General features: G+C 68.6%; 21 protein-coding genes. 11 read left to right on the top strand and 10 right to left on the bottom strand.

The genetic code is table 11. The features are described 5' to 3' along the window. Position 1: 1 nt before the first annotated feature. On the top strand, positions 2 to 808 hold the full coding sequence (locus ACE3QC_RS13705; protein WP_374409171.1) for an SDR family oxidoreductase: 807 nt from the start codon (positions 2 to 4) through the stop codon (positions 806 to 808). Here the strand turns inward: ACE3QC_RS13705 and ACE3QC_RS13700 are convergent, their stop codons facing one another. Beyond that, positions 809 to 1,099 (bottom strand): 4a-hydroxytetrahydrobiopterin dehydratase, encoded by a 291-nt coding sequence (locus tag ACE3QC_RS13700; RefSeq protein WP_374409169.1) that lies wholly within the window; start codon positions 1,097 to 1,099, stop codon positions 809 to 811. A 48-nt stretch (positions 1,100 to 1,147) separates the two neighbouring features. Here ACE3QC_RS13700 and ccmA point away from each other — a divergent pair, with 48 nt between their 5' ends. Together ccmA and ACE3QC_RS13690 are read left to right on the top strand one after the other, a co-directional pair. Further along, positions 1,148 to 1,726 carry a heme ABC exporter ATP-binding protein CcmA gene (gene ccmA / locus ACE3QC_RS13695; RefSeq protein WP_374409167.1) on the top strand — a complete coding sequence of 193 codons (579 nt, stop codon included), beginning with the start codon at positions 1,148 to 1,150 and terminating at the stop codon, positions 1,724 to 1,726. After that, positions 1,723 to 2,376: a heme exporter protein CcmB gene (locus ACE3QC_RS13690; RefSeq protein ID WP_374409165.1), complete on the top strand. Its 654-nt coding sequence runs from the start codon at positions 1,723 to 1,725 to the stop codon at positions 2,374 to 2,376. The genes ccmA and ACE3QC_RS13690 overlap by 4 nt, the downstream gene beginning before the upstream one ends. 149 nt (positions 2,377 to 2,525) lie before the next feature. Here ACE3QC_RS13690 and map read toward each other — a convergent pair whose 3' ends face one another. Together map and ACE3QC_RS13680 are read right to left on the bottom strand one after the other, a co-directional pair. Next, a complete protein-coding gene (gene map, locus ACE3QC_RS13685) occupies positions 2,526 to 3,350 on the bottom strand; it encodes a type I methionyl aminopeptidase (protein WP_374409163.1) in 825 nt (274 codons plus the stop codon). Positions 3,351 to 3,390: 40 nt separating this feature from the next. Then, entirely contained in the window at positions 3,391 to 4,212 is an 822-nt protein-coding gene (locus ACE3QC_RS13680) for a DUF4163 domain-containing protein (RefSeq protein ID WP_374409162.1), read from the bottom strand. 37 nt (positions 4,213 to 4,249) lie between these two features. On the opposite strand from ACE3QC_RS13680, the gene ACE3QC_RS13675 reads away from it, so the two are divergent. The 5 genes from ACE3QC_RS13675 (at position 4,250) to glnA (ending at position 8,976) form a co-directional block, all read left to right on the top strand. Further along, positions 4,250 to 5,638 carry a M17 family metallopeptidase gene (locus ACE3QC_RS13675; RefSeq protein ID WP_374409160.1) on the top strand — a complete coding sequence of 463 codons (1,389 nt, stop codon included), beginning with the start codon at positions 4,250 to 4,252 and terminating at the stop codon, positions 5,636 to 5,638. A gap of 82 nt (positions 5,639 to 5,720) precedes the next feature. Beyond that, positions 5,721 to 6,062: a hypothetical protein gene (locus ACE3QC_RS13670; RefSeq protein ID WP_374409158.1), complete on the top strand. Its 342-nt coding sequence runs from the start codon at positions 5,721 to 5,723 to the stop codon at positions 6,060 to 6,062. Continuing rightward, entirely contained in the window at positions 6,059 to 6,997 is a 939-nt protein-coding gene (gene argC / locus ACE3QC_RS13665) for an N-acetyl-gamma-glutamyl-phosphate reductase (protein ID WP_374409156.1), read from the top strand. Before ACE3QC_RS13670 ends, argC begins: the two co-directional genes overlap by 4 nt. A gap of 184 nt (positions 6,998 to 7,181) precedes the next feature. Continuing rightward, positions 7,182 to 7,520, top strand: coding sequence for a P-II family nitrogen regulator (locus ACE3QC_RS13660; protein ID WP_374409154.1), 339 nt, complete (start codon positions 7,182 to 7,184; stop codon positions 7,518 to 7,520). 46 nt (positions 7,521 to 7,566) lie between these two features. Further along, positions 7,567 to 8,976 (top strand): type I glutamate--ammonia ligase, encoded by a 1,410-nt coding sequence (gene glnA / locus ACE3QC_RS13655; protein WP_374409152.1) that lies wholly within the window; start codon positions 7,567 to 7,569, stop codon positions 8,974 to 8,976. 128 nt (positions 8,977 to 9,104) lie between these two features. Here the strand turns inward: glnA and ACE3QC_RS13650 are convergent, their stop codons facing one another. Both ACE3QC_RS13650 and ACE3QC_RS13645 read right to left on the bottom strand, forming a co-directional pair. After that, a complete protein-coding gene (locus tag ACE3QC_RS13650; protein ID WP_374409150.1) occupies positions 9,105 to 9,728 on the bottom strand; it encodes a hypothetical protein in 624 nt (207 codons plus the stop codon). Between the two features lie 35 nt (positions 9,729 to 9,763). Next, the gene (locus ACE3QC_RS13645; RefSeq protein ID WP_374409148.1) at positions 9,764 to 9,970 is read right to left on the bottom strand and encodes a helix-turn-helix transcriptional regulator; all 207 of its coding nucleotides are present in this window, start codon (positions 9,968 to 9,970) and stop codon (positions 9,764 to 9,766) included. A 177-nt stretch (positions 9,971 to 10,147) separates the two neighbouring features. Between ACE3QC_RS13645 and ACE3QC_RS13640 the strand changes: the two genes are divergently transcribed. After that, on the top strand, positions 10,148 to 10,801 hold the full coding sequence (locus tag ACE3QC_RS13640) for a lysozyme (protein ID WP_374409146.1): 654 nt from the start codon (positions 10,148 to 10,150) through the stop codon (positions 10,799 to 10,801). Here ACE3QC_RS13640 and ACE3QC_RS13635 read toward each other — a convergent pair. The 4 genes from ACE3QC_RS13635 to ACE3QC_RS13620 form a co-directional block, all read right to left on the bottom strand. Then, the gene (locus tag ACE3QC_RS13635; protein ID WP_374409144.1) at positions 10,795 to 15,003 is read right to left on the bottom strand and encodes a translocation/assembly module TamB domain-containing protein; all 4,209 of its coding nucleotides are present in this window, start codon (positions 15,001 to 15,003) and stop codon (positions 10,795 to 10,797) included. The two genes, ACE3QC_RS13640 and ACE3QC_RS13635, sit on opposite strands and share 7 nt — an antisense overlap. Continuing rightward, positions 15,003 to 17,135 carry an autotransporter assembly complex family protein gene (locus tag ACE3QC_RS13630; RefSeq protein ID WP_374409142.1) on the bottom strand — a complete coding sequence of 711 codons (2,133 nt, stop codon included), beginning with the start codon at positions 17,133 to 17,135 and terminating at the stop codon, positions 15,003 to 15,005. The genes ACE3QC_RS13635 and ACE3QC_RS13630 overlap by 1 nt, the downstream gene beginning before the upstream one ends. 19 nt (positions 17,136 to 17,154) lie before the next feature. Beyond that, complete coding sequence (locus ACE3QC_RS13625) at positions 17,155 to 17,997, bottom strand: arginyltransferase (RefSeq protein WP_374409140.1); 843 nt, start codon at positions 17,995 to 17,997, stop codon at positions 17,155 to 17,157. Between the two features lie 146 nt (positions 17,998 to 18,143). After that, complete coding sequence (locus ACE3QC_RS13620) at positions 18,144 to 19,394, bottom strand: threonine ammonia-lyase (protein ID WP_374409138.1); 1,251 nt, start codon at positions 19,392 to 19,394, stop codon at positions 18,144 to 18,146. Positions 19,395 to 19,511: 117 nt separating this feature from the next. Here ACE3QC_RS13620 and ACE3QC_RS13615 point away from each other — a divergent pair, with 117 nt between their 5' ends. Both ACE3QC_RS13615 and ACE3QC_RS13610 read left to right on the top strand, forming a co-directional pair. Beyond that, entirely contained in the window at positions 19,512 to 21,185 is a 1,674-nt protein-coding gene (locus tag ACE3QC_RS13615) for an amidohydrolase (RefSeq protein WP_374409136.1), read from the top strand. 357 nt (positions 21,186 to 21,542) lie between these two features. Further along, the gene (locus ACE3QC_RS13610; protein WP_374409134.1) at positions 21,543 to 21,782 is read left to right on the top strand and encodes a hypothetical protein; all 240 of its coding nucleotides are present in this window, start codon (positions 21,543 to 21,545) and stop codon (positions 21,780 to 21,782) included. Positions 21,783 to 21,925: 143 nt separating this feature from the next. On the opposite strand, the gene tatC is transcribed toward ACE3QC_RS13610, so the two are convergent. After that, positions 21,926 to 22,723, bottom strand: coding sequence for a twin-arginine translocase subunit TatC (gene tatC, locus ACE3QC_RS13605; protein ID WP_374409132.1), 798 nt, complete (start codon positions 22,721 to 22,723; stop codon positions 21,926 to 21,928). Positions 22,724 to 22,726 lie beyond the last annotated feature (3 nt).

The following is a 22,726-nucleotide window of genomic DNA, read 5'->3' as shown; positions in this document are numbered from 1 at the left end:
CGTGGCGGAGCGCAAGGCGATCTTCATAACCGGCGGCGCGTCGGGCATCGGGCGCGCGATCGCGCAGTTTTTCGGCGAACGCAGCTGGTTCGTCGGCGTCGGCGATATCGACGGCAAGGGCATGGAGCAGACGCTCGCCGGGATCGGCCACGGCTTCACCTATTCGCACAAGTTCGACGTGCGCGACCGCGCGGCATGGGACACCGCCCTCGCCTCGTTCGCCACCGCTGCGGGCGGGCGGATCGACGTCGTCGCCAACAACGCGGGCATCCCGCTCGGCGGATCGCTGTCGGACAACACGGCGGAAGAGATCGAGCGCTGCCTCGACATCAACCTCAAGGGCGTGTTGTTCGGCGCACAGGCCGCGTTGCCGTGGCTCACGAAATCGGCGCCGGGAAGCTGCCTGCTCAACACCGCGAGCGCGGCGGGCATTTACGGCACCAGCGGCGCGTCGGTCTATTCGGCGACCAAGTTCGGGGTGCGCGGGCTGACCGAGGCGCTCGACGCCGAATGGGCCGAGTTCGGCATCAAGGTCCGCAGCCTGTGCCCCGGCTTCATCGACACCCCGCTCCTCGAACACGCCCCCAACCAGCAAAGCAACGAAGCGATCCGCGATCGGGTGAAGGCCGCTGGGCTGGAAATCACCCCGGTCGGCGACGTGGCGCAGGCGGCGTGGGACGCGGTGCACGGCGAGCGGCTGCACACGCTCGTCGGCCAGACCGCGCGCCGCCTCGCTTTCGCTTCCCGCTGGCTGCCCGGCCGCGTGCGCAAGATGGCGCGCAGCACCACCCGGCCGCTGGGGCAGTAGTCAGCTCAGCGCGTCGATCGCTTTCGCCATCTCCGCATCGCGCCGCGACAGCCCGCCTGCGTCGTGCGTGGTCAGCGCGATCTCGACCCGGTTATAGACGTTCGACCATTCGGGATGATGGTCGGCCTTGTCGGCCAGCAGCGCGACGCGCGTCATGAAGCCGAAGGCCGCGTTGAAATCGGCGAATTCGAACGTCCGCGCGATCGCCTCGCCCTCGCGGATCAGCGACCATTCGGGATGCGCGCGCAGCATTTCGTCGCGTTCGGCATCGGTGAGGCGGCTCACGGCCATCTTGTGTCTCCTTGTTAGGCGGATGGCTTTCGCCTAACCCGCCGCCCCATGCAAGCGTACCTCGCCGCGACCGACCTTGCCTGCCGGCGCGGCGACCGGGTGCTGTTCCGCGGCGTCTCGCTGTCGCTCGCGCCGGGCGCGGCGTGCCACGTCGCCGGCGCGAACGGGATCGGCAAGACGAGCCTGATCCGCATTTTCGCCGGGCTGCTGCGGCCCTTCGCCGGATCAGTCGAGCGCGGCGGCGCGATCGCGCTGCTGGACGAACGTCACGCGCTCGATCCGCAATTGCCGCTGGGCCACGCGCTGGCGTTCTGGGCCGGGCTCGATGGCGCACGGGTGGCGGACCACGCCGATCGCCTCGGCCTCGCCGGTCTTCTCGACGTACCGGTGCGCTATCTTTCGACCGGGCAGACCAGGCGCGCCGCGCTCGCCCGCCTGCTGGCGCAAGGCGCGCCGGTGTGGCTGCTCGACGAACCGCTCAACGGGCTCGACATCGCAGGTGTCGAATTGGTCGAGGCGCTGATCGCCGAGCAACGCGCGGGTGGCGGGCTGTGTGTCGTCGCCTCGCACCAGCCGATCGCGCTCGGCGATGCCGTGCGGCTCGATCTGGCCGGGTTCGCCGCGTGATCGCCCGCTTGCTCGCGCGCGATCTCGCGCTGCTGTTGCCGGGAGGGCGACGCGGTGGCGCGATGCTGCCGCTGCTGTTCTTCCTCGCGGTGGCGATGCTCTACCCGTTCGCGGTCGGGCCCGACGCACCGCTGCTGGCGAAGACCGGCGGCGGGGTGATCTGGATCGCCGCGCTGCTCGCCGCGATCCTCCCGCTCGACCGGCTGGTCGCGCCCGATCTGGAGCAGGGCACGTTCGACCAGCTCGCCCTGCGCGGCGTGTCGGAGGAACTGGCGATGGCGGTGCGGCTGCTCGCGCACTGGCTGGCCTTCGCCCCGCTGCTGCTGCTCGCCACCCTGCCCGCCGCCGCGCTGCTCGGGCTGAGCGGAGAAACGCTGCGCACGGTGCTGCTCGGCCTGCTCGCAGGCACCCCCGGCCTCGCCGCGATCGGCCTGCTCATTGCCGCGCTGACCGCCAGCCTCCGCACGGGCGCGGCACTGGCCGGGCTGCTGCTGATCCCGCTTTCGGTGCCGATCCTGATCTTCGGCGCGGGCACCCTCGCCCGTCCCGACGCCAGCGGCCTCGCTTTTACGGCGGCGATCAGCCTGACGCTGGTCGCGATGACGCCATTCGCGGCCGGAGCGGCATTGCGAGCCGCGCGGGAGGGATAAATCCTCCCCGGCACGGGAAGGGGGACCATGCGCAGCATGGTGGAGGGGCACCTGCCGCACTCCGAACATTAGCCGTCCCGAACAGGAGCGCGTGCCCCTCCACCCCGACGCCTGCGGCGTCGCGGTCCCCCTCCCCCGTCGGAGGAGGATCAGTAAGGCGGCTTGTGGAGGCCCTTCTCGCTCAGCGTGAAGATCTCGTTCCCGGTTTCGGTGATGCCGATCGAGTGTTCGAACTGTGCCGACAGGCTCTTGTCGCGCGTCACCGCGGTCCAGCCGTCCTTGAGCAGCTTCACCCATGGCTTGCCGAGGTTGATCATCGGCTCGATGGTGAAGAACATGCCGGGGCGCAGTTCCGGGCCAGTTCCGGCCCTCGCGGCGTGGACCACCTCGGGCGCGTCGTGGAACAGGCGGCCGAGCCCGTGGCCGCAGAATTCGCGCACCACGCCATAACGGTGCTGGCGCGCATGCGCCTCGATCGCGGAGCCGATATCGCCCAGCCGCGCGCCCGGCTGCGCCTTTTCGATCCCGATCATCAGGCACTCGTGGGTCACCTCAACCAGCCGCTTCGCCTTCAGCGCCACGTCGCCGATCAGGTACATGCGGCTGGTGTCGCCATGCCAGCCGTCGAGCAGCGGCGTCACGTCGACGTTGACGATGTCGCCGTCCTTCAGCGTCTTCTCGCTCGGGATGCCGTGGCACACGACATGGTTGATCGAGATGCAGCACGAATGCGCGTAGCCGCGATAGCCCATCGTCGCCGGTACCGCGCCGCCCGCCAGCGTGAGTTCGCGCACCTTGTCGTCGATCTCCGCGGTCGAGATGCCGGGCTGCATCAGCGGCACGATGGCGTCGAGGATGCTGGCGGCGAGGCGGCCCGCGCGGCGCATGCCGTCGAACCCCGCCGCGTCGTGCAGCTTGATAGAGCCGTCGCGCACCGCCGTGTCGCGGCTGTCGATCGTCTGATATTCGGTCATGCCGCGCGATATAACGACGGCTGCGGCAAATTGCGAGCCGTCAGCGGCGCGCGGCGAAAGCCTCGCGGTATTCGGGCTTCACCGCCTCGACGATCGCGGCATCGACCGGGAAATTCAGCTCGAAGCTGCCTTCCGCATAAGGCCCGGCGACATAAGGGCCGTACCAGATGCCGATCCGGTCGAACGCCTGGCCGTTGGACGAACCCACGATCACGGTCGCGTTCTCCACCGGCTGGCAGCTCTCGAAACCGGTCGGGTCGTCGGTGGCAGGCGTCACCGGTTCGCCCCGGCGTTTCCCGCGCTCGGCGTTGAGCGCGTCGCACAGCTTGTCGCCCAGCGCACTGTCGAGCGCGGCGGCGGAGCGGAACATCTCGATCCCGGCCACACCTGCGTCAGCCTGCTTGTCCCAGATCAGCGATTCGCGGCCATACATTCCGTGCGCGCCGCCGGTGTAGGTGGAGAAATCGCCGGTCAGGCTCAGATATTGCGGCAGGTTGGCGACCACCTTCCATTCGCGCTCGAAGCTGTGCGGACGGTAAGGATAATCGTTCTCCGCCGCGCTCGCTTTGTCATCTTCCGACTCGGCGATCAGCTTCGCCTTGGAATCCTCGACATCCTTGTCGAACTGCGCTGCCAGTTCAGGCAATGCGCCGACCGCTGCCGGGTAAGCGTAAGCGAAGCTGTAGAGGTCGGTCTCCTCCTCCACCGCCTTCGCCTTGCCCGCCGCGGCCTGCGCGGTCGCGGTGCTGCCGGCCGCATCGGTTTCCTGCACGGCCGGTTCGCCGCTCACTTCGTCGGCGGACGAACAGGCCGCGAGGCCGAGCGCGAGCGGGGCGATGGCGGCGAATGTGCGAAACGGCATTGGATTTTCTCCCGCAAAAGGCGCTATCGGGCCGGGCATGATACCCGATACGAACATCATCCAAGACGATCGCGGACAGGACGCGGTTCCCATCCATCTCGTGACCAAGGACCGGTTCGCCGACTGGTCCAAGGCGCGGTCCGCCGGCCAGCGGGCCGCATTGGCGGCGCAGAAATTCGAAGGCGCGCCGCAACAGGTCGCGATCGTGCCGGACGGCGATGGCTGGTTCGCGGCGGGCGGCGTGGCCGATCCGGCGAACCTGTCGAGCTGGTGCCTGGCCCGGCTGGCCGAGGCATTGCCCGAGGGAACCTATCGGCTGGCCGAGGGTGAGCCGGGCGCGGCGCTGCACGGCTGGCTGCTCGCGCAATACCGCTTCGATCGCTACCGCAAGGACGACGAGCTCACCGGCCCGCGGGTTTTGCTGACGAAATCGGTCAAGGCGATCGAGCCCGCGCTGGCGGAGGCACGCGCCGTCGCGCTGGTGCGCGATCTGGTCAACACCCCTGCCGAGGACATGGGCCCCGCCGCGATCGAGGCCGAGTTCGAGACGCTGGCCAAGGCGCACGGCGCGCAACTTTCGACCGTCCGTGGCGATGCGTTGGAGCAGGGCTTCCCGATGGTCCACGCGGTCGGCCGCGCCGCCGCGCGCCAGCACGCGCCGCGCCTGATGCATCTGACCTGGGGCAAGGAAGGCGATCCCGTGCTCGCGCTGGTCGGCAAGGGCGTGTGCTTCGATTCGGGCGGGCTCGACGTGAAGAGTTCCGCCGGCATGCTCCTGATGAAGAAGGACATGGGCGGTGCAGCGCACGCGATCGCGCTGGCCGGCCTGGTCATGGGCGCGGGACTGCCGGTGCGGCTGCACCTGATCGTGCCCGCGGTGGAGAACGCGATCTCGGGCGATTCCTTCCGTCCCGGCGACGTTCTGCGCAGCCGCAAGGGGTTGACGGTGGAGATCGGCAACACCGACGCCGAAGGGCGGCTGATCCTCGGCGACGCGCTGGCGCTGGCGAGCGAGCAGAAGCCCGACCTCGTGATCGATTTCGCCACGCTGACCGGCGCGGCGCGCGTCGCGCTCGGCCCCGAATACCCGGCGCTGATGACCCGGCGCGACGAAACCGCCGCCGCGCTGATCGCGGCGGGCAAGGCGCATGCCGACGAGCCGTGGCGCCTGCCCCTGCCAGAAGCTTACGTCGAATGGCTCAAGTCCGACATCGCCGACACCGGCAACGCGCATGCCAACGCCTTCGCGGGCGCCAGCGTCGCCGGGCTGTTCCTCGACAAGTTCGTCGGTGAAGGCATCGACTGGGCGCACTTCGACACGTTCGCCTGGCGCCCTTTCCCCAAGCCCGGCCGGCCCAAGGGCGGCGAGGCCTATGGCCTGCGCGCGGCGTGGCACATGTTGCGCGAACGCTACGGCAACCGGTGACGAGCCGCGCGGCCCGCTTGCCCGCCGCGCCCGCGCGCGGTAAGCGGCGCGCCAGCCAGAGACCGAGGTTTTCGAGATAAACGTGACGGCGCAAGTTCAGTACCATCTGCCCGAAGGGCCGATCGGCCTCACGGGCCCCGTCGCGCGCGTGGCGCCCGGCACGCTGCCGCTGCGCGGCGATCTGGCGCATATCGCGCTCGCGGGCCGCTATCTCGCCGCGCACTACGTCGTGCCCCAGCCGCGCACCATCGGGCTGGCCGGCGCGACGCTTCATCAGATCCCGCGCGACGACGCCGGCTCGGTGATCGACCTCGCGGCCGGAACCCCGGTCGAGGCGCTCGACTATGCCGGCGACTGGTGCTGGGCGAGCTGCGGGCCGGAAGGGCCCAGCGGCTACTTGCGCACCGCACTGCTGATCCCGTGACCACCCGCGTCTTCATCGATGGGGCGGCGGGCACGACCGGGCTCGAGATCGTCAGCCGCCTGCAGGATCGCCCCGAATTCGAGCTGCTGGTGCTGGAAGAGGCGCAGCGCAAGGATGCCGGTGCGCGGCGCGCGGCGCTCAACGATGCCGACGTCGCGATCCTGTGCCTGCCCGACGATGCGGCGCGCGAAGCGGTGGCGATGATCGACGCGGCCGGCTGCACGCGCGTGATCGACGCTTCGAGCGCGCATCGCACGGCGGAGGGCTGGACCTACGGCTTTCCCGAGCTCGTCAGCCGTGACGCGGTCGCGAACGCCACACGGATCAGCAATCCCGGCTGCTATCCCACCGGCTTCCTCGCGCTCGTCGCGCCGCTGGTGCGCGCCGGGCTGTTGCCCGCCGACTGGCCGTTCACCGTCAACGCCGTCAGCGGCTATTCGGGCGGCGGCAACGCATTGATCGACCGGTTCGAGCACGATGGCGGCATCGCCTGGCGCGGCTACGGCTTCGATCTTTCGCACAAGCACCAGCCGGAGATGAAGCTGCATGCGGGCTTGACCCACGGCGTGATCTTCGCGCCCGCTGTCGTCCCCGCCTATCGCGGCATGACGGTCGAGGTTCCGCTGCATCTGGGCGCGATGCGCACCGAGCCGACCGCCGATGCGCTGCGGGACGCGCTGACGAGCTTCTACGCCGGCTCGCCCGTCGTCACCGTGGCGGACGGCGATACGCCGGGCGAACTGCTCCTCCGCCGTGACGGCGCGGCAGGCGATGGCATGGTGCTGCACGTCTTCGGCAACGATGGCGGCTGGAACGCCCGCCTCGTCGCGCTGCTCGACAATCTCGGCAAGGGCGCGAGCGGCGCTGCGGTGCAATCGCTGAACCTGATGTGCGGGCTGGACGAAACCGCGGGACTGCGCCTCTCTGCCCAATAAATAGGCAGTCGCTGGATTCCGATTGGGCAGATATCGCCTGCCGGAGCCTCGCTTCGCGCCTGCCTCGCCCTGCCCCGCCTTTGGCACGGTTCTTGATTTACCCGCATGCGTAAGCGATGAGTCGGGCGCGCGGGGGTGGGAGCCTTCGCTCGGCCGATATATTGCGCGGGGATCGAAAGGCTGCATGAAAAAGATCGAAGCGATCATCAAACCCTTCAAGCTCGACGAGGTGAAGGAGGCGCTGCACGAAGTCGGCGTTTCGGGGATCACCGTGACCGAAGCGAAGGGCTTCGGCCGCCAGAAGGGCCATACCGAGCTCTACCGCGGCGCCGAATACGTGGTCGATTTCCTGCCCAAGGTGAAGCTGGAGGTCGTCGTCGGCGACCAGATCGCGGAACGCGTGGTCGAAGCGATCGCCGCCGCCGCGCAGACGGGCCGCATCGGCGACGGCAAGATCTTCGTCTCCACCATCGATTCCGCGCTGCGCATCCGCACCGGCGAGCGCGACGACGACGCCATCTGAATTGTACGATTTCAACGCCCCATAAGGGCAACCAAGAGGAAACCACATGTCCAAGGCCAAAGATGTCCTCAAGCAGATCGAGGAACAGGAAATCGAGTGGGTCGACCTGCGCTTCACCGACCCCAAGGGCAAGTGGCAGCACCTGACGATGACCGCCGGCATCCTGGGCGAGGACGAGCTCGAGGACGGCCTGATGTTCGACGGATCGTCGATCGCCGGGTGGAAGGTCATCAACGAGAGCGACATGATCCTCAAGCCGGATCTCGAGCGGACCTACATCGATCCGTTCAGCGCCACGCCGATGATGATCCTGTTCTGCGACATCGTCGAGCCCTCGACCGGCGACTGGTACGCGCGCGACCCGCGCACCACCGCCAAGCGCGCGGAAAACTTCCTCAAGTCCACCGGCATCGGCGACACGATCTACGTCGGCCCCGAAGCCGAGTTCTTCATGTTCGACGACGTGCGGTTCGAGGACGGCTACGCCGGATCGGGCTATTCGCTCGACGACATCGAACTGCCGACCAACTCGGGCCGCGAATACGAAGCGGGCAACCTCGCCCACCGGCCGCGCGCCAAGGGCGGCTATTTTCCCGTCGCCCCGGTCGACAGCGCGGTCGACATCCGCGGCGAGATGGTCTCGACGATGATCGAGATGGGTTTGAACTGCGACAAGCACCACCACGAGGTCGCCGCCGCGCAGCACGAACTGGGCCTGACCTTCTCGACGCTGGTCAAGACCGCCGACGAGATGCAGATCTACAAGTACGTCGTGCACCAGGTCGCCCACGCCTACGGCAAGACGGCGACCTTCATGCCCAAGCCGATCAAGGCCGACAACGGATCGGGCATGCACACCCACATGTCGATCTGGGACGGCGGCAAGCCGACTTTCGCGGGCAACGGCTACGCGGGCCTCAGCGACACCTGCCTCTACTACATCGGCGGGGTCATCAAGCACGCCAAGGCGCTGAACGCCTTCACCAACCCGACCACCAACAGCTACAAGCGGCTGGTGCCGGGCTTCGAGGCGCCGGTGCTGCTCGCCTATTCGGCGCGCAACCGCTCGGCCTCGTGCCGCATTCCCTACGGTGCGGGCGACAAGGCCAAGCGGGTGGAATTCCGCTTCCCCGACGCGATGGCCAACCCCTACCTCGCCTATGCCGCGCTGCTGATGGCGGGCATCGACGGCATCCAGAACAAGATCCACCCGGGCGAGGCGATGGACAAGAACCTCTACGACCTGCCGCCCGCCGAACTGGCCGACGTGCCGACCGTGTGCGGCAGCCTGCGCGAGGCGCTGGAAGCGCTCGAGGCCGACCACGAGTTCCTGCTGAAGGGCGACGTGTTCACCAAGGACCAGATCGACGCCTATGCCGAACTCAAGTGGGAGGAGGTCCTGCGCGTCGAGACCACCCCCTGCCCCGCCGAGTTCGACATGTACTACAGCGCGTAGTTTTCTGCGCTAACGCTGCGCTGTTTGAGCGCGGAATTTGCCGCGCTAACGCTGCGCTGCTTGAGCGCGTAACGCGTTCACCGAGGGGGGCGTCCGGAGCGATCCGGGCGCCCCTGTTCTTTTGGCGGTTATCGCGGCCCGCGCGTCAGCAGGCCCCGCCGCGCCGCCTGCCACACGCAGCCGACCACCAGCGCGGCGGCGAACATCGTCAGCCAGTCGAGCGGGGCGGGCGCCGCCGCCAGCCCGCAATGCGCGAGCAGCGCCCAGCCGCCGCCGAACACGAACAGCAGGTAGAGCGCGCTGGCCGAAGCCTCGCGCGAGAGCGCGCGCTGGAATTCGTCGACATGGCGCGCCTGCAGCCGGGTGAGCACGACCGCCGCGATCACCAGCCCGATCGCACCCGCCGCGCCGACGGTTCCGCCGATCGGCCCGCCCGGCTCCACGAACGCGAGCAGGAACAGCGCCCCGCCGAGCAACGCCATGCCGACCATGCTGTAGCCGAGCGAGCGGCGCTGTTCGCGCAATTCGTCGGCATCCTCGACATTGAGGAACCGCGCGCCGAACGAAGGGCTGGCGATCCCGACCGCGATGGCGAGGGCGACGATCGCATAGAGAATACCCACCAGCCCTGCGATCTCGCGCGACGGCTCCAGCCCCGCCCCGCCGCCGGCATCGGTGAGGTTCAGGAATAGCAGCGTTGCGGCGAAGCCCGACAACCCACCCGCGATCACGGGCAGCGCCAGCCTTTTCAACAGCGGCTTTTCGGGCGGGGAAGAGTGTGCGGGGGTCATTGCTCGGGCTCCCAGTCGTCGATGAACAGGTCGGGCACGGCCACGGCGAACAGCTTCGCCATGCGCAGCGCCAGCGGCAGCGAGGGGTCGTACTTGTCGGTCTCGATCGCATTGACCGTCTGCCGCGACACGCCGAGCCGCCGGGCAAGCTCGCCCTGGCTCCAGCCGTGCCGCTCGCGATGGTCCCTGACCAGATTGCGCACCGAAAGCTCCTACGCCGTGTAAAGAGCTCTTTACTGTAAAGAGTTTTTGTCAGTCAAGAGTTCTTTACAGCCTTTGGTCCGCCTGCTGTGCGGCGCGCTCCCGAAAAACCATTTTCCTACACGGCACGGTACCGCCTACTTGGTTCACCTCGATTCCCATTTCGACGAGGTGACACCATGCAGCGCAAGACGATTTTCGACGCGGTCCGGCGGATGCTCGGGCGGGGGTTCCGGCAAGCCGAGGTCGACAGCCTCGACGCCGCCATCGACCGGGCCATCGGGTCTTCCGGCGAGCCTAATACGAGGACGGATTTTTTCTCCCAGGACAGTGTAACATGTGGTCCATGTCTCGCCGGCGGGCATACGATCGGCCCCGAGGGCATCGCGATCATCAAGAGCTTCGAAGGTTGTGAACGGCAGCGGGGAGACGGGCTGGTCGAGGCCTATGCCGACCCCGGCACCGGCGGTGCGCCATGGACCATCGGTTGGGGCGCGACCGGGCCGGGCATCGGCCCCGGCACCGTGTGGACGCAGGCCGAATGCGATGCCCGGCTGGCGCGCGATCTGGAACGCTATGCGGCGGACGTGGCGGCCGCGCTTGGCGATGCGCCGACCACCCGGAGGCAGTTCGATGCGCTGGTCAGCTTCCACTACAACACCGGCGCGATCGCGCGCGCCACGCTGACCCGGCGGCACGTTGCGGGCGACTACAACGCAGCAGCGGCGGAGTTCGCGCGCTGGAACCGCGCAGGCGGGCGGGTGATGCGCGGGCTTACGCGGCGGCGCGCGGCGGAGGCGCAACTCTACCTGTACGGCGCGCCCGATCAGTAGTCGCGGCTCACCTCTGCCCGCACGCTTTCGCGGCCGATGGTCGAGACACTGGCCAGCAGCGAGAGCCACGACGTGACGCGGAACTCGACCTCGGTCGCGCTGTAGCCCTGCCCATCGGTGATGATCTCGGCATAGAACCGGCGGCCGAAGTTCTTGCCCACGGCCACCGCGGTGCCGCGGTCGAGCGCCGGGTCGGGCCCGACGAGGCGCAGGCGGTCGAGGCCGATCGCGGTGCGAAGCTGGTTGATCGGGTCCATCCCGCCCCCGCCGCGCAGGCTCGCGACCGCGGCGCCCAGTTGCAGCGCGTCGGTCGCCGAAAGCCCGGTGATCGAGCCGCCGAACAGCAGCCGAGCGAGGATTTCCTCCTCGGGCAGCGCGGGCGAGGAGTTGAAGGTGATCTCGGGCTGCATCGCATTGCCCTGGACCAGCACGATGACGCTCAGCCCGTCGCGCTCGGTCTCGGCGCGAATGTCGAGCCGCGGATCGATCGGGCCGCTTTCGTCGAACTCGATCTGTCCGCGGGTGAGTTCGAAGGTCGTGCCCGCGAAGGTGTAGTCGCCGCGTACGACCTGCGCCGATCCGCCCACGCGGGGATCGGCGGTCGTCCCGCGCACGCGAACGTTGGCGCGCCATTCGCTGTCGAGGCCCATGCCGTCGACGTCGATCCGGCTCGGCGCGCGGGCGTCGATCAGGTAGCGCCACGGCGCGCTGGCGGCGGCGGCCGGGGCGATATCGGCCGGCGCGTTGATTTCGCGCGTGTTGATCCGCGGCAGGTCCTGCGCGGCGGCGGCGGAGCCGAGCGTCCAACTCGCGCGGTTGACCAGCAGCCGCCCGGCGATCGTGCCGCCAACGCCGTTGGAGACGATCCGCAGCGGCCCGGTGACTGTCGCCGACAGGCCGTTGGCATTGAGCAGCCGCGCGTTGCTGGCCGCGGCGCGGATATCGATCTGCGGCCCCCGCTGGCCGAGATCGCGCAGCGTCACCATGCCGCTGCCCGTCACCGTACCGCCATTCGGCGTCGTGCCGCTGAACCGCGTCAGCCGCAGGCGCGAGCCCGAGAAGTCGCCGCGCACCGAGACCCCGGCGATATCGGTGCCCGAAAGCCCGCTCTGCACCCTCAGGTCGTCGCTCGCCATCGACCCGCGCACTTGCGGCTCGGCGAGCGTGCCGGTGACGTTGGCGGACAGTCGCATCGGACCCGTGAGATCGAAGGTGTCGATCCCGGCAAGCCGCCACAGCGCATCTGCCGGCCCCGAATAGCGCAGCTGCGCGGCGAGGCTGCCCGCGCGCAGCCGGTCGGACAGCGCGCCCGTCTGCGGCAGGCCCGAGATGCGGCCCTGCAGCCGCCCACGCCGCGCCGCGCCCTGATCGATCACCGCGCGCGTTTCCAGCCGGTCCTCGCTCAGCCGCGCGACCAGCGAGAGATCGACGGGGGACGAGGACAGCACCAGGCCCGAACGGGTCAGCCCGTCGACCTGCACCCGGACATTGCCGGTGGGCAGGCCGCTGCCGCCGGTGCTGAAGTCGACCACGCCGGAAATCGTGCCGCCCAGCCCCATGTCGGACACCGCGACGTCGACCAGCGACAGCGGCATCCTTGCAAGCTGGATCTGCGCCGAGGTCGGCCCGTCGCCGCCAAAGCGCCCTTGCGCGACGAGAATGCCGCGGCCGTAGCTGAGCTGGGTGGGCTGGAGCGCCCAGCCACCGCCGTCCTGAGCCAGCAGCACTGCGCGGCGCGGCATGCGGATGCGCCGGCCCGCGAAATCGCCCCGTGCGGCGACCGCGATCCGTTGCGGCGCGACCTGCGCGGCGAGTTGCATGTTGAAGCGGCTGCCCCGGCGCCCGGAGAGCTCGGCGGACACTTCGCCCTCGCCGTTGCGCAGTTGCGCGTTGGCGGCGAGGCGGCCGAGGAACAGCGTGCCGTATTGCACGCCCTGCGCCGACACGCTGCCTTCGATCGTGGTGTTGCCCTCGGCCAGCAGACCGCTGGCTTCGATCCGCGCGCGGCCGATCGCGATCCGCGTCTCGCCGCCGAACCGCGCGTCATCGGCATCGAGATTCACGTCGAACGCCTGCCCGCCGCCGCGTGGCGAAAATGCGATCGTGCCGTCGAGCCCGCCCCCGGCCAGCGCGAGATCGCCCGTCACCCCGCCGTCGCCGAGCAGCAGGTCGCCGCGCACGCTCGTCTCCCACACGTCGAGCCGCTCGACCGCGATCCGGGCCGGCCCGTCGGCGGGCAGGTAGAGATCGAGCACGCCATCGAACGGGCCGAGCATCGAGCCGCCCTCGGTATCGATGCGGAACCCGTCCTCGATCGGCGCGATCGCGACGCGCACGTCCTCCAGCCCGGCGGCGGGCAGCGGGCTGGCGAAGACCAGTTCCGCGCGCGGCCCTTCGCCGTCCAGCGCAGCCTCGACCGTGAACGGACCGTATTCGGTGTGCGAGCCGCGCCCGGCGATGCTCGTCTCCCCGCCGCGCACCTGCCCGTCGAGCCGCAGTTCGAGCTTCTGCGAATCGAGCACGACCTCGCGGAACACGATCGGGTTCGCCCCGCCCAGCCCGATCCCGCCACGGAACGCGATCGAAGGGCCGGCAACATTGGCCAGCGTGGCGTTGGTGACTTCCGGGATGCGCCCGGCGAAGTTGGCGCGCAGCGACCACGGCACGCCGTTCGCGATCTTGAACAGGATCTTGGCGTTGCCGTTGACGGTGCCGATGTTCTCGAGCTGCAGGCCGCGCATGGTGATCGGCCCGGCGAGCGCATAAGCGCCGGTGCGCGTCTCGCCGCGCAGCGAGAAGCGCGCGCTGGCATCGGGAAAGACGAGCCGCAGATCGTCCGCCGCAACGCGCGTGCCGGTGTAGGTCACCTCGCCCGCCAGCCGCCCACGCACCAGCCGCGGATCGAGCAGGTCGTTGCCCGCCACGACCTGTTGCACGCGCGTGTCGAGCGGCAGCGTCCAGCGCGAGCCATCGTAAGTCGCGGTTCCCTCCTGGACCAGCCCACGCACTTCGGTCGAGCCGCTGGCGAAGCGGTCCATGACCAGCCGGTGGCCGATGGTGAGATCGCGGAAAGCGCCGTCGAGCGAGGCGAGCATGCGCGCGCCTTCGATGCGGATGTCCGGCCCGAAGCCGAACCGCGCCACCCGCAGGTCGAGGTCGAGATCGTCGAACACGTTGCCCGCGAGATCGACCGCGCCATCGGCATCCGCCGCCATCGCGTCGGAGCGCAGGGCCAGTTCGCCGGCGAGCACGCTGTTCTCCAGCGTGCCGAATGCGGCAAGCGAGATCGGCCCGGCGAACGTCTCGGCCAGTTGCCCCGAGAGCGCGGGGGCGGGAGCAGCCTGGCCGACCACGCCGTAGCGGCCCGCGCGGTTGGTCAGGCGGAAGGCGGCGAAGCGTTCGCCTTCGCGCTGGACGAGCAGCGCCCCGCGCCAGTCGCTCCAGGTGCCTTGGCCCTTGATCAGCGCGCGGTATCCGGCGTCGGCCCCGACCAGCCCGGCGATCACGCCTTCGGTGGGGGCGAGGTAGTCGAGATCGATATCGAAGCGGTCGCCGTCGGGCTCGGCGTCGACCAGCAGGTGCAACCGGTCGCGCGCGCCGAGCGTGCCGTCGGCATTCAGGAACACCCGTCCGTCGCGGATGTCGGCCCTGGCCGCGAGATCGACGCGATGCGCGCGATCGTCGACCACGCCGCGCGCGACGCGGAAGTTGTCGAGCTGGAAGCGGTCCACGCGAATGTCGAAATCGGGCAGGATCGGCGCGTCGGGATCGCCGGGCAGCAGTTCGGGGGTGCGCAGCAGCGTCCCGCGTCGGGCAACGAGATTGCGCACGTCGAGGCCGCTCCACAGCCAGTTGAGCGGGCGCCAGTCGAGCTCGGCGACCGGCACGGTCAGGAACGCCCCCTGCGGGTCGGACAGCACGATATCGTGCAGCGTCGCCTGCCCGTAGATGTCGCCTTCGATCCGCCCGATCGCGATGCGCAGGCCGGAAGCGGGCGCGGCCTTGGCGATCTGGTCGGCGATGAAGCGCTGCCCGATCGGGCTGTTGAGCACGGCGAGCGCGATCAGGACGACCGCCACCAGCCCGACGATCCCGCCGATCAGCCAGCGCCCCGCACGCCCGAGCCGCGAGCGGCGGCGCGGTGCCGGTTCGCCCCCGCTGTCACCTTCGCCCGGGTGCACGATCACCTCGCCGTCCGCCATCAGAAGGCCTGCCCGAGCGAGACGTACACCGCGACCGGGCTGTCGTCCGGCCCGGGATTGAGCGGCGCGCCCACGTCGATGCGGATCGGGCCGAAGCCCGTCTGGTAACGCACGCCGAGGCCGGCGCCGACCCGGAAGGTCTCGAAATCCGGCGTCGTGCTCGTGCTCACCGTGCCCGCGTCGATGAACGGCACGACCGAGAGCGCGCCGTCGAAGAAGCCGGTCCTGATCCGCGCCTCCAGCGCGACTTCGGCCAGCGAGCGGCCACCGGTCGGATCGCCGTTCTCGTCGCGTGGGCCGATCATGCGATAGCCGTAGCCGCGCACCGATCCGCCCCCGCCGCCGTAGAACCGCCGCGAGGGCGCGATGTTGTCGATCGCGGTGCCCGGGATTGTGCCGAACCGTGCGCGCCCGGCCACGACGACCTGTTCGCTGACCTGCTGGTAGTAACTCGCATCGAACTGGCTGCGCAGGTAGACGCTCTGCCGGCCGTTGTTGCGCGAAACCTCGGGCGAAAGTCGCGCGGAAACCCGGAAACCCTCGGTCGGATCGAGCAGATCGTTCGTGGTGTCGAGCTGCACGTAGCCGGGGATCGCGCCGATGAAATAGGTTTCGCGCGGCTGCGGCGGCGAATCGTCGGTCACCGGCGGACGCTCGCGCGTCGCCACGGCTTCGAAGCCGATGCTCCAGCTGATCGGCTTCTGGAACAGCAGGGTGGACGAGCGCTCGAAGGTGGCGACGAAAGCCGCGGTCTGCGCGTCGAACGCCGGGCTGTCGATGGTGCTGGCGTAGGCATCGAGGTTGAGCACGCGGTCGCGCCCGCCAAAATTGTTGCGGCGGAAGGTGATCCCGGCGAGCTGTTCCTGCGTCCCGGCGATCGCGCGCACGCGCAGCGCGCCTTCGGGTGGGAACAGGTTGCGATGCTCCCAGCTCGCCTCGACGCGGAAGCCCTCTTCCGAACCGTAGCCGATCGCGCCGGCGATCGTGCGCAGCCGGGCCTTGGTCATGTCGACGTCGAGCGCCACCTCGCCCAGTTCCTCCCCGGTGGGCGGCGCGGCATTGCGCCGGGTGATCGTGACCGAGGAAACGAGCCCGGTGGCGATGATCGCGCGGCGCAGGTCGAGCTCGAGGCTGCGCTTGTAAACATCGCCCGGATCGAACCGCGCGATCGTCTGCAGATGCTCGCTCGAGAGGAAATCGGGCATGGAGCTGACGATCTCGCCGAAAGCGTACTTGCCGTTCGGCCGCACCGGCAGCGTCAGATCGCCCTCGGCGCGCGCGTGATCGATCAGCAGCTCGGGTTCGTCGATCTCGGCGAAGGGATAGCCGGTTTCCCCCAGCGCCAGATCGAGATCGAACTGTTCCTGCACGATCGCGTCGCTCGACAGCGGATCGCCCGGCTGGATCTCGAACGCCGCGCGCAGACTGTCGTAATCGCGCGCTTCGCTCAACCGCGCGAGATCGATCGCTCCGAAGGCGTAGCGCGGCCCCGGCAGGATATCGAAACGCACGTTGGGGCTGCGTTGCGCGTCGTCACGGCGAGGCCTGATCCCGCCCACGGTGCGGATCACCTGCGCGTCGTAGTAACCATAGACCCGGAGAAGCTCGCCCAGCAGTTCCTCGTCCTGCCGCGCCCGCGCGGCGAGCTGCGCGATGCTGTCGTCGTCGTCCGCATCCTGAAGTTCTTCGATCGTGGACAGCGATTCGAAGCGTTCGGCGAACTCCTCGCGCATCGGGAAGCTCTCTTCGTCGTCCGGAAAGCCGAGCGACAGTTCCGGGCCGAGCGTGACGACCGCTGCATCCGCCAGCGCATCGGCGGGGTCGTCTTCGTCCTCGAACTCGGCGAATTCGATGCCTTCCTCGCGTGGAAGCGGCTCGGGTTCGGCGATCTCGAGCTCGTCGGGCCAGGGCACGGTGATCGCGGGGTCGTCCGGTAGCCGAGCGTCGAGGTCGATGTCCGCAATCTGGTCGGCGGCATCGCGCGCTGCGGGCTCGACACCCTGCTGGGCCCAGCTTTCGGGATTTTCGACCGCGGCATCGGGGATCAGATCCTCGAGACTCTGTTCCGCCGGCTGGTCCTGCGCGGCGAGCGCCTGCGGCGATGCGGAAAGCGCCAGCGCGGCGAGCGCCAACGTCAGCCTTGCTGTCGGCCTATTCGACGAGGCGGTACTGGCTGGCGGTGCCGTCTTTGGCCGGGCGTCCGTCGGCATCGGCGGTGCGCTTTCGGGCGACGGCACCGGCGATAAGCGCGTCCTGCTCGCTCCGCCCGATGCGGTGCCATCCGTCCCGGCCGAGCCGCTCCATGGGGCGGAAGCGGATCTTGTATTGCATGCGCGGCGATCCCTCGACCCAATAGCCGAGATAGACGTAGGGCAGCCCTTCCGCCGCGACGCGCCGGATGTGGTCGAGGATGATGTAGGTGCCAAGTCCAGACCGCGCCTCGTGCTCCGGGTCGTAGAAACTGTAGATCATCGACAGCCCGTCGCCTTGGCGGTCGGTCAGGCATGCTCCGACGAGGCGACCCTGCCTCAAGCCGTCGGTGGGCTCCCGATATTCAACCACATAGCTGGTTACGGGGGTGTGTTCCACCATATCTGCAAAGTCGAGTTCGTCCATCGACGCCATACCGCCGCCGGGGTGCCGCACGCCGAGATAGCGCTGTAGCAGCTCGAACTGTTCCTCGGTCGCCCAGGGCCGGCATTCGGTGGCGACGAGATCCTCGTTGCGGCGGATGATGCGGCGCTGGGTCGACGATGGTTCGAACTCGCCGGCGACGACGCGCACCGACACGCAGGCCTGGCAATCGAGGCAGCTCGGGCGATAGGCGACCGTCTGGCTGCGCCGGAAGCCGATCCGGCCGAGCGCCTCGTTGAGCTGGTCGGCGTGCGCGCCCTTGAGCTCAGTAAACACTTTCCGTTCGCTGCGGCCGGGCAGGTAGGGGCAAGGCGCGGGGCTGGTCACGAAGAACCGGGGGAAGCGGACGGGTGCCGTCACGGCTGGGCGTTTACCTCTCTGGCGCCAGAATCGGCGCGGCTGCGAAACTGCTTGCGACTATGCCGACAAGCGCCGCGCGGTAAAAGTCCCTTAACCATGTATCGTGGTTAAACGCCGATTACTTTGCACGATTGAGGAATGATGAATCAGGCCAGTTCGACTTGGCTCACCGAGTAGCCCTTGCCCCGCAGCGCCTCGACCAGCGCGTCGATCTGCTCGCGGTCGCGCGCCTCGCATTCGATGTCGGTGATCAGACCCTTGGCCGGCAGGCTGGTGAAGATCCGCTGGTGATAGATCTCGATGATGTTGACGTTGTGCGCCTCGAACTCGCGCATCACGCGATAGAGCGCGCCGGGCCGATCCTGCAGAGTGATCCGCAGCCGCGCGAGGCGGCCCGAGCGCGCGAGATCGCGCAGCAGGACGTTGGCGAGCAGGCGCGTATCGATATTGCCGCCGCACAGCACCAGTCCGATCTTGCGCCCGGCGAACCGCTCGCGATGCTCGAGCACCGCGGCAAGCCCGGCCGAACCCGCGCCCTCGACCACGGTCTTCTCGATCTGCAACAGCAGCGAAACGGCCTTCTCCAGCGATTCCTCGCTCACCAACAGGATGTCGTCGACCCGCTCGGCGATCACCTGCGAGGTGAACGCGCCCGGGGCCTTGACCGCGATCCCCTCCGCCAGCGTGTCGCCGCCGCAATCGCGCTGCTCACCCTTCACTTTCGCGTACATCGAGGGGAACAGCGCCGCCTGCACGCCGACGACCTGAATGTCGGGCTTGAGCGCGCGCGCCACCGTCGACATGCCCGAGATCAGCCCGCCGCCGCCGATCGGCGTGACGAAGCAGTCGATCTCCGGCGCGTCCTCGAGCATCTCGAGCGCGGTCGTTCCCGCGCCCGCCGCGACATGCGGATCATCGAACGGGTGGACGAACGTCAGCCCCAGTTCCTTCTCCAACTTGCGCGCGTGGGCGTAGGCTTCGTCGAACGTCTCGCCTTCCAGCACCACGTTGCCGCCCACGCTCTCGGTCTGCATCACCTTCACCGTCGGCGTCGGACGCGGCATCACGATCGTCACCGGCACGCCAAGCCGCGTGCCGTGATAGCTGAGCCCCTGCGAATGGTTCCCCGCGGACGCCGCGATGACCCCGCGCTCGCGCTGCTCGGGCGAAAGCAGCAGCAGCGCATTGAGTGCGCCGCGTTCTTTGTAGGCGGCAGTGAACTGGAGGTTCTCGAACTTGAGCCAGATATCCGCCCCGGCGATCTCCGACAGCGTCTTGCTGTACATCGTCGGCGTGCGCACGACCGCTCCCTCGATCCGCTTGGCGGCGGCGCGGACATCGTCGATGGTCAGGTTCTGCGTGGCGGATTCCGCGGCGGCGGCTCGGGTCTGGTTCATGGCCATGCGCCCTAGTGCAAAAGGCGGCGGCAGGAAACACGGCTCTTCGCCCGCCCATTGCCAGCTATCGGTCTGGACTCTAACTGCCGTCGCTGCACGTCGTACGAAGGACCGCCGATGATCCGCCTTGCCGCCTCCACCCTCGCCCTCGCCGCAGCCTGTTGGAGCGGCACGGCGGCGGCCGACACCCTGATCGAGAACGTCCAGGGCATCACCATCGGCGAGGACGGCGGGATCGAGAACTTCACCGCTCTCGTGATCGGCGACGACGGGCGCATTGCGCAAGTGCTCGACCGCCGCGACAAGCGTCCGCGCGACGTCGATTTCCAAGTCGACGGCGAGGGCCGGTTCCTCATCCCCGGCATGATCGATTCGCATCTCCACGTGATGGCGCTGGGCTTCGCCGCACTCACGCTCGACCTGTCGGATACGACCTCGCTCGCCGAAGCGCAGGCCAAGATCGCGGAATACGCCGCCGCCAACCCCGGCGGGCGCTGGATCATCGGCCGCGGATGGAACCAGGAACGTTGGGGCCTCGGCCGCTTCCCGACCGCCGTGGAGCTCGACGCCGCGGTTGCCGACCGGCCGGTCTGGCTCGAGCGGGTCGATGGGCACGCAGGCTGGGCCAACAGCGAGGCGCTGCGGCTGGCCGGCGTGACCGCCGCAACCGCCGATCCGGCAGGCGGACGGATCGAGCGTGTCGCCGGCTCACGCGCGCCTGCCGGGGTGCTGGTCGACGCCGCGACCGGGCTGGTTTCGGCGAAAGTGCCCGCCCCCAGGCCCGCCGATCGCGATCTCGCCTTGCAGGAAGCGCAGGACATCCTGCTCGCGAACGGAGTGACTGCGGTCGCCGACATGGGGACCACGATCGAGGACTGGCAATCGTATCGCCGCGCGGGCGACGGCGGAACGCTCAAGACCCGGATCATGGCCTACGCCGCGGGCAACGACGCGATGGAACTGATCGCCGGTCCCGGCCCCTCGCCGTGGCTCTATGGGGACAAGCTACGGCTGAACGGGGTCAAGATTTACCTCGACGGCGCGCTGGGCTCGCGCGGGGCCTGGCTCAAGCAACCCTATGCCGACGATCCCGGCAATCGCGGGCTTCCGCTGCTGACCGGCTCGCAACTGCGCAACCTGATGAGCCGCGCCGCGCTCGACAAGTTCCAGATCGCCGTCCACGCGATCGGCGATGCCGCCAATGCCGAAGTGCTCGGCGCGATCGACGAGTTGTCCGACACCTACGAAGGCGACCGCCGCTGGCGAATCGAGCATGCCCAGATCGTCGATCCGGCCGATATCCCGGCTTTCGGCAGGCATGGGACGATCGCCTCGATGCAGCCGGTCCACCAGACGTCCGATCGCACGATGGCCGAGGCGCGCCTCGATCCGCCGCGCCTTGCCGGGGCCTATGCGTGGAAGAGCATCGCCGCGGCGGGCGCGCCGCTCGCGTTCGGGTCTGACGCCCCGGTCGAACGGCCCGATCCTTTCGCCGGGCTGGCTGCCGCCTTCACCCGCCGCGGTGCCGACGGGCAGCCGTTCGGGGGGTGGTTTCCGCAGGAAGCGGTCAGCCGCGAGCAGGCGCTGGCGGCCTATACCACGGGCGGCGCATACGCCGGGTTTGCCGAAGAGCGCTTCGGCCGGCTGGCGGAGGGCCAGTGGGCCGATTTCGTCATCATCGACCGCGATCCGCTGCTGGCGACCCCTGAGGAAATCCGCGAAACCCGAGTCGTGGAGACCTGGGTGGGCGGCGAGCGCGTCTATGCGGCCGGCAGCGGTGAGGGCCGGTGATCGACGGCCGGAAAAATTTCATTATTTTTCGCAGCTGTTTTTCGGAAACCAAAGGCAGCTTAAAGCTTTTGAAACGATAGCGGACCCATTGGCGAGGGCCTTCGGGCAAACTTACTGTGGTTCTGCTCAGGCGTGTTGTCAGATGCCGGGTCGTGGTGTGGGAACGATCGCGGTATCGTGGTAACACGAGGCAATGGTTCGGCAGTTCGCCACGATGCCGCGATACAGGCGAAAGGTGTTACAATTCGGTAACATGTTGGGGCGAATTGCTTTGCGTTATGGGGTTGCCACCCCGCCCGGTCTGTCCTAGTGGGGCAGTGAGTTTTGAACGAATAAGAGCTCTGAGGAGACGTATCGATGAAGTTCCGTAATCTTCTTGCCGCGACGGCTGCCATTTCGATGGCCGCAGCGCCGGCTATCGCTCAGTCGGCTTCAAGCGCCGAGCGTGCCGTGGCCCCGATCAGCAGCGAAAGCGAACTGGGCGGTGACTCCGATGGTTCGGGCGTCATCCTCGCAATTCTCGCGGTTGCCGCGATCGTCGCTGGCATCGTGATCGCGGTTGGCGGTGACGACGACGAGCCGGTCAGCGCCGGCTGATCGCTGTTCCCTAATCGGAATTAGAAAACGGGGCCTCGCGGCCCCGTTTTTTTATGTGCGTTGAATGAATGCTGTTCTTTAGGTGATTTCACACCCGAATCGCCTAGCGGCCAGCGGGATTGCGCCGGGCCGCTCCGCTCGGTTCAATCTTCGGACGTGCTCTCTGTCGTGTCTGCGAGGTCCGCCGACGCCTTGCGCTCCGACAGGAGCATCACGGCGAGCGATCCTTCGAACAGCAGCAGCAGCGGTATCGCCAGGATCAGCTGTGACCCCGGATCGGGCGGAGTAACGATCGCCGCCAGCGTAACGATCCCGACGATCACATAGCGACGGGCCGACGCGAGTTGCGCCCGCGTGACGATTCCCGCGCGGTTGAGCAGCAACAGCAGCACCGGCAGCAGGAAGCTGATCCCGAACGCGAGGATGAACTGCATCACCAGCGACAGGTAATTCCCGGTTCCCGGCAACGCCTCGATGTCGAGCCCGCCGACGTTGCCCTCGAACCCGAGAAACCACCGAAAAGCGGTGGGCATGACGACGTAGTAGGCCAGCGCCGCGCCGGCCACGAACAGCACCGGCGTGGCGATGAGGAACGGCAGGAAAGCCCGCTTCTCGCGCGCATAGAGCCCGGGCGCGATGAACGCCCAGAGCTGATTTGCGATCACCGGGAAGCTGATGAAGAACGCGGCGAACAGCGCTACCTTGAGCTCGACGAAGAACGCTTCGTAGAGCTGGGTATAGATCAGGCGGCCCTGCCCCTGCGGGAAGGCTTCGGTCAACGGCCTGACCAGGAAACCGAAGATGTCGTCGGCGAAATAGAGGCACACCGCGAACGCCACCGCAAGCGCGGCTATACAGCGCAGCAGGCGGGTGCGCAGCTCGATCAGGTGATCGAGCAGCGGAGCCTGGGTCTCGTCCAGATCGCGCAGTTTCAATGCCATGAC

The sequence above is a fragment of the Pelagerythrobacter sp. genome (assembly GCF_041912895.1).
Lineage (GTDB): Bacteria > Pseudomonadota > Alphaproteobacteria > Sphingomonadales > Sphingomonadaceae > Pelagerythrobacter.
Note: the sequence above shows the minus strand (reverse complement) of the source record. Positions and strands in the feature narration are given on the sequence as shown.

What these genes read in the sequence shown, in the direction of transcription:
- ACE3QC_RS13610 (WP_374409134.1), top strand. Translation starts at nt 21,543, where the DNA reads ATGAAGTTCCGTAATCTTCTTGCCGCGACGGCTGCCATTTCGATGGCC.
- ACE3QC_RS13615 (WP_374409136.1), top strand. Translation starts at nt 19,512, where the DNA reads ATGATCCGCCTTGCCGCCTCCACCCTCGCCCTCGCCGCAGCCTGTTGG.
- ACE3QC_RS13620 (WP_374409138.1), bottom strand. Translation starts at nt 19,394, where the DNA reads ATGAACCAGACCCGAGCCGCCGCCGCGGAATCCGCCACGCAGAACCTG.
- ACE3QC_RS13700 (WP_374409169.1), bottom strand. Translation starts at nt 1,099, where the DNA reads ATGGCCGTGAGCCGCCTCACCGATGCCGAACGCGACGAAATGCTGCGC.
- tatC (WP_374409132.1), bottom strand. Translation starts at nt 22,723, where the DNA reads ATGGCATTGAAACTGCGCGATCTGGACGAGACCCAGGCTCCGCTGCTC.
- map (WP_374409163.1), bottom strand. Translation starts at nt 3,350, where the DNA reads ATGACCGAATATCAGACGATCGACAGCCGCGACACGGCGGTGCGCGAC.
- ACE3QC_RS13640 (WP_374409146.1), top strand. Translation starts at nt 10,148, where the DNA reads ATGCAGCGCAAGACGATTTTCGACGCGGTCCGGCGGATGCTCGGGCGG.
- ACE3QC_RS13660 (WP_374409154.1), top strand. Translation starts at nt 7,182, where the DNA reads ATGAAAAAGATCGAAGCGATCATCAAACCCTTCAAGCTCGACGAGGTG.
- ACE3QC_RS13635 (WP_374409144.1), bottom strand. Translation starts at nt 15,003, where the DNA reads ATGGCGGACGGCGAGGTGATCGTGCACCCGGGCGAAGGTGACAGCGGG.
- glnA (WP_374409152.1), top strand. Translation starts at nt 7,567, where the DNA reads ATGTCCAAGGCCAAAGATGTCCTCAAGCAGATCGAGGAACAGGAAATC.
- ACE3QC_RS13680 (WP_374409162.1), bottom strand. Translation starts at nt 4,212, where the DNA reads ATGCCGTTTCGCACATTCGCCGCCATCGCCCCGCTCGCGCTCGGCCTC.
- ACE3QC_RS13675 (WP_374409160.1), top strand. Translation starts at nt 4,250, where the DNA reads ATGATACCCGATACGAACATCATCCAAGACGATCGCGGACAGGACGCG.
- ccmA (WP_374409167.1), top strand. Translation starts at nt 1,148, where the DNA reads ATGCAAGCGTACCTCGCCGCGACCGACCTTGCCTGCCGGCGCGGCGAC.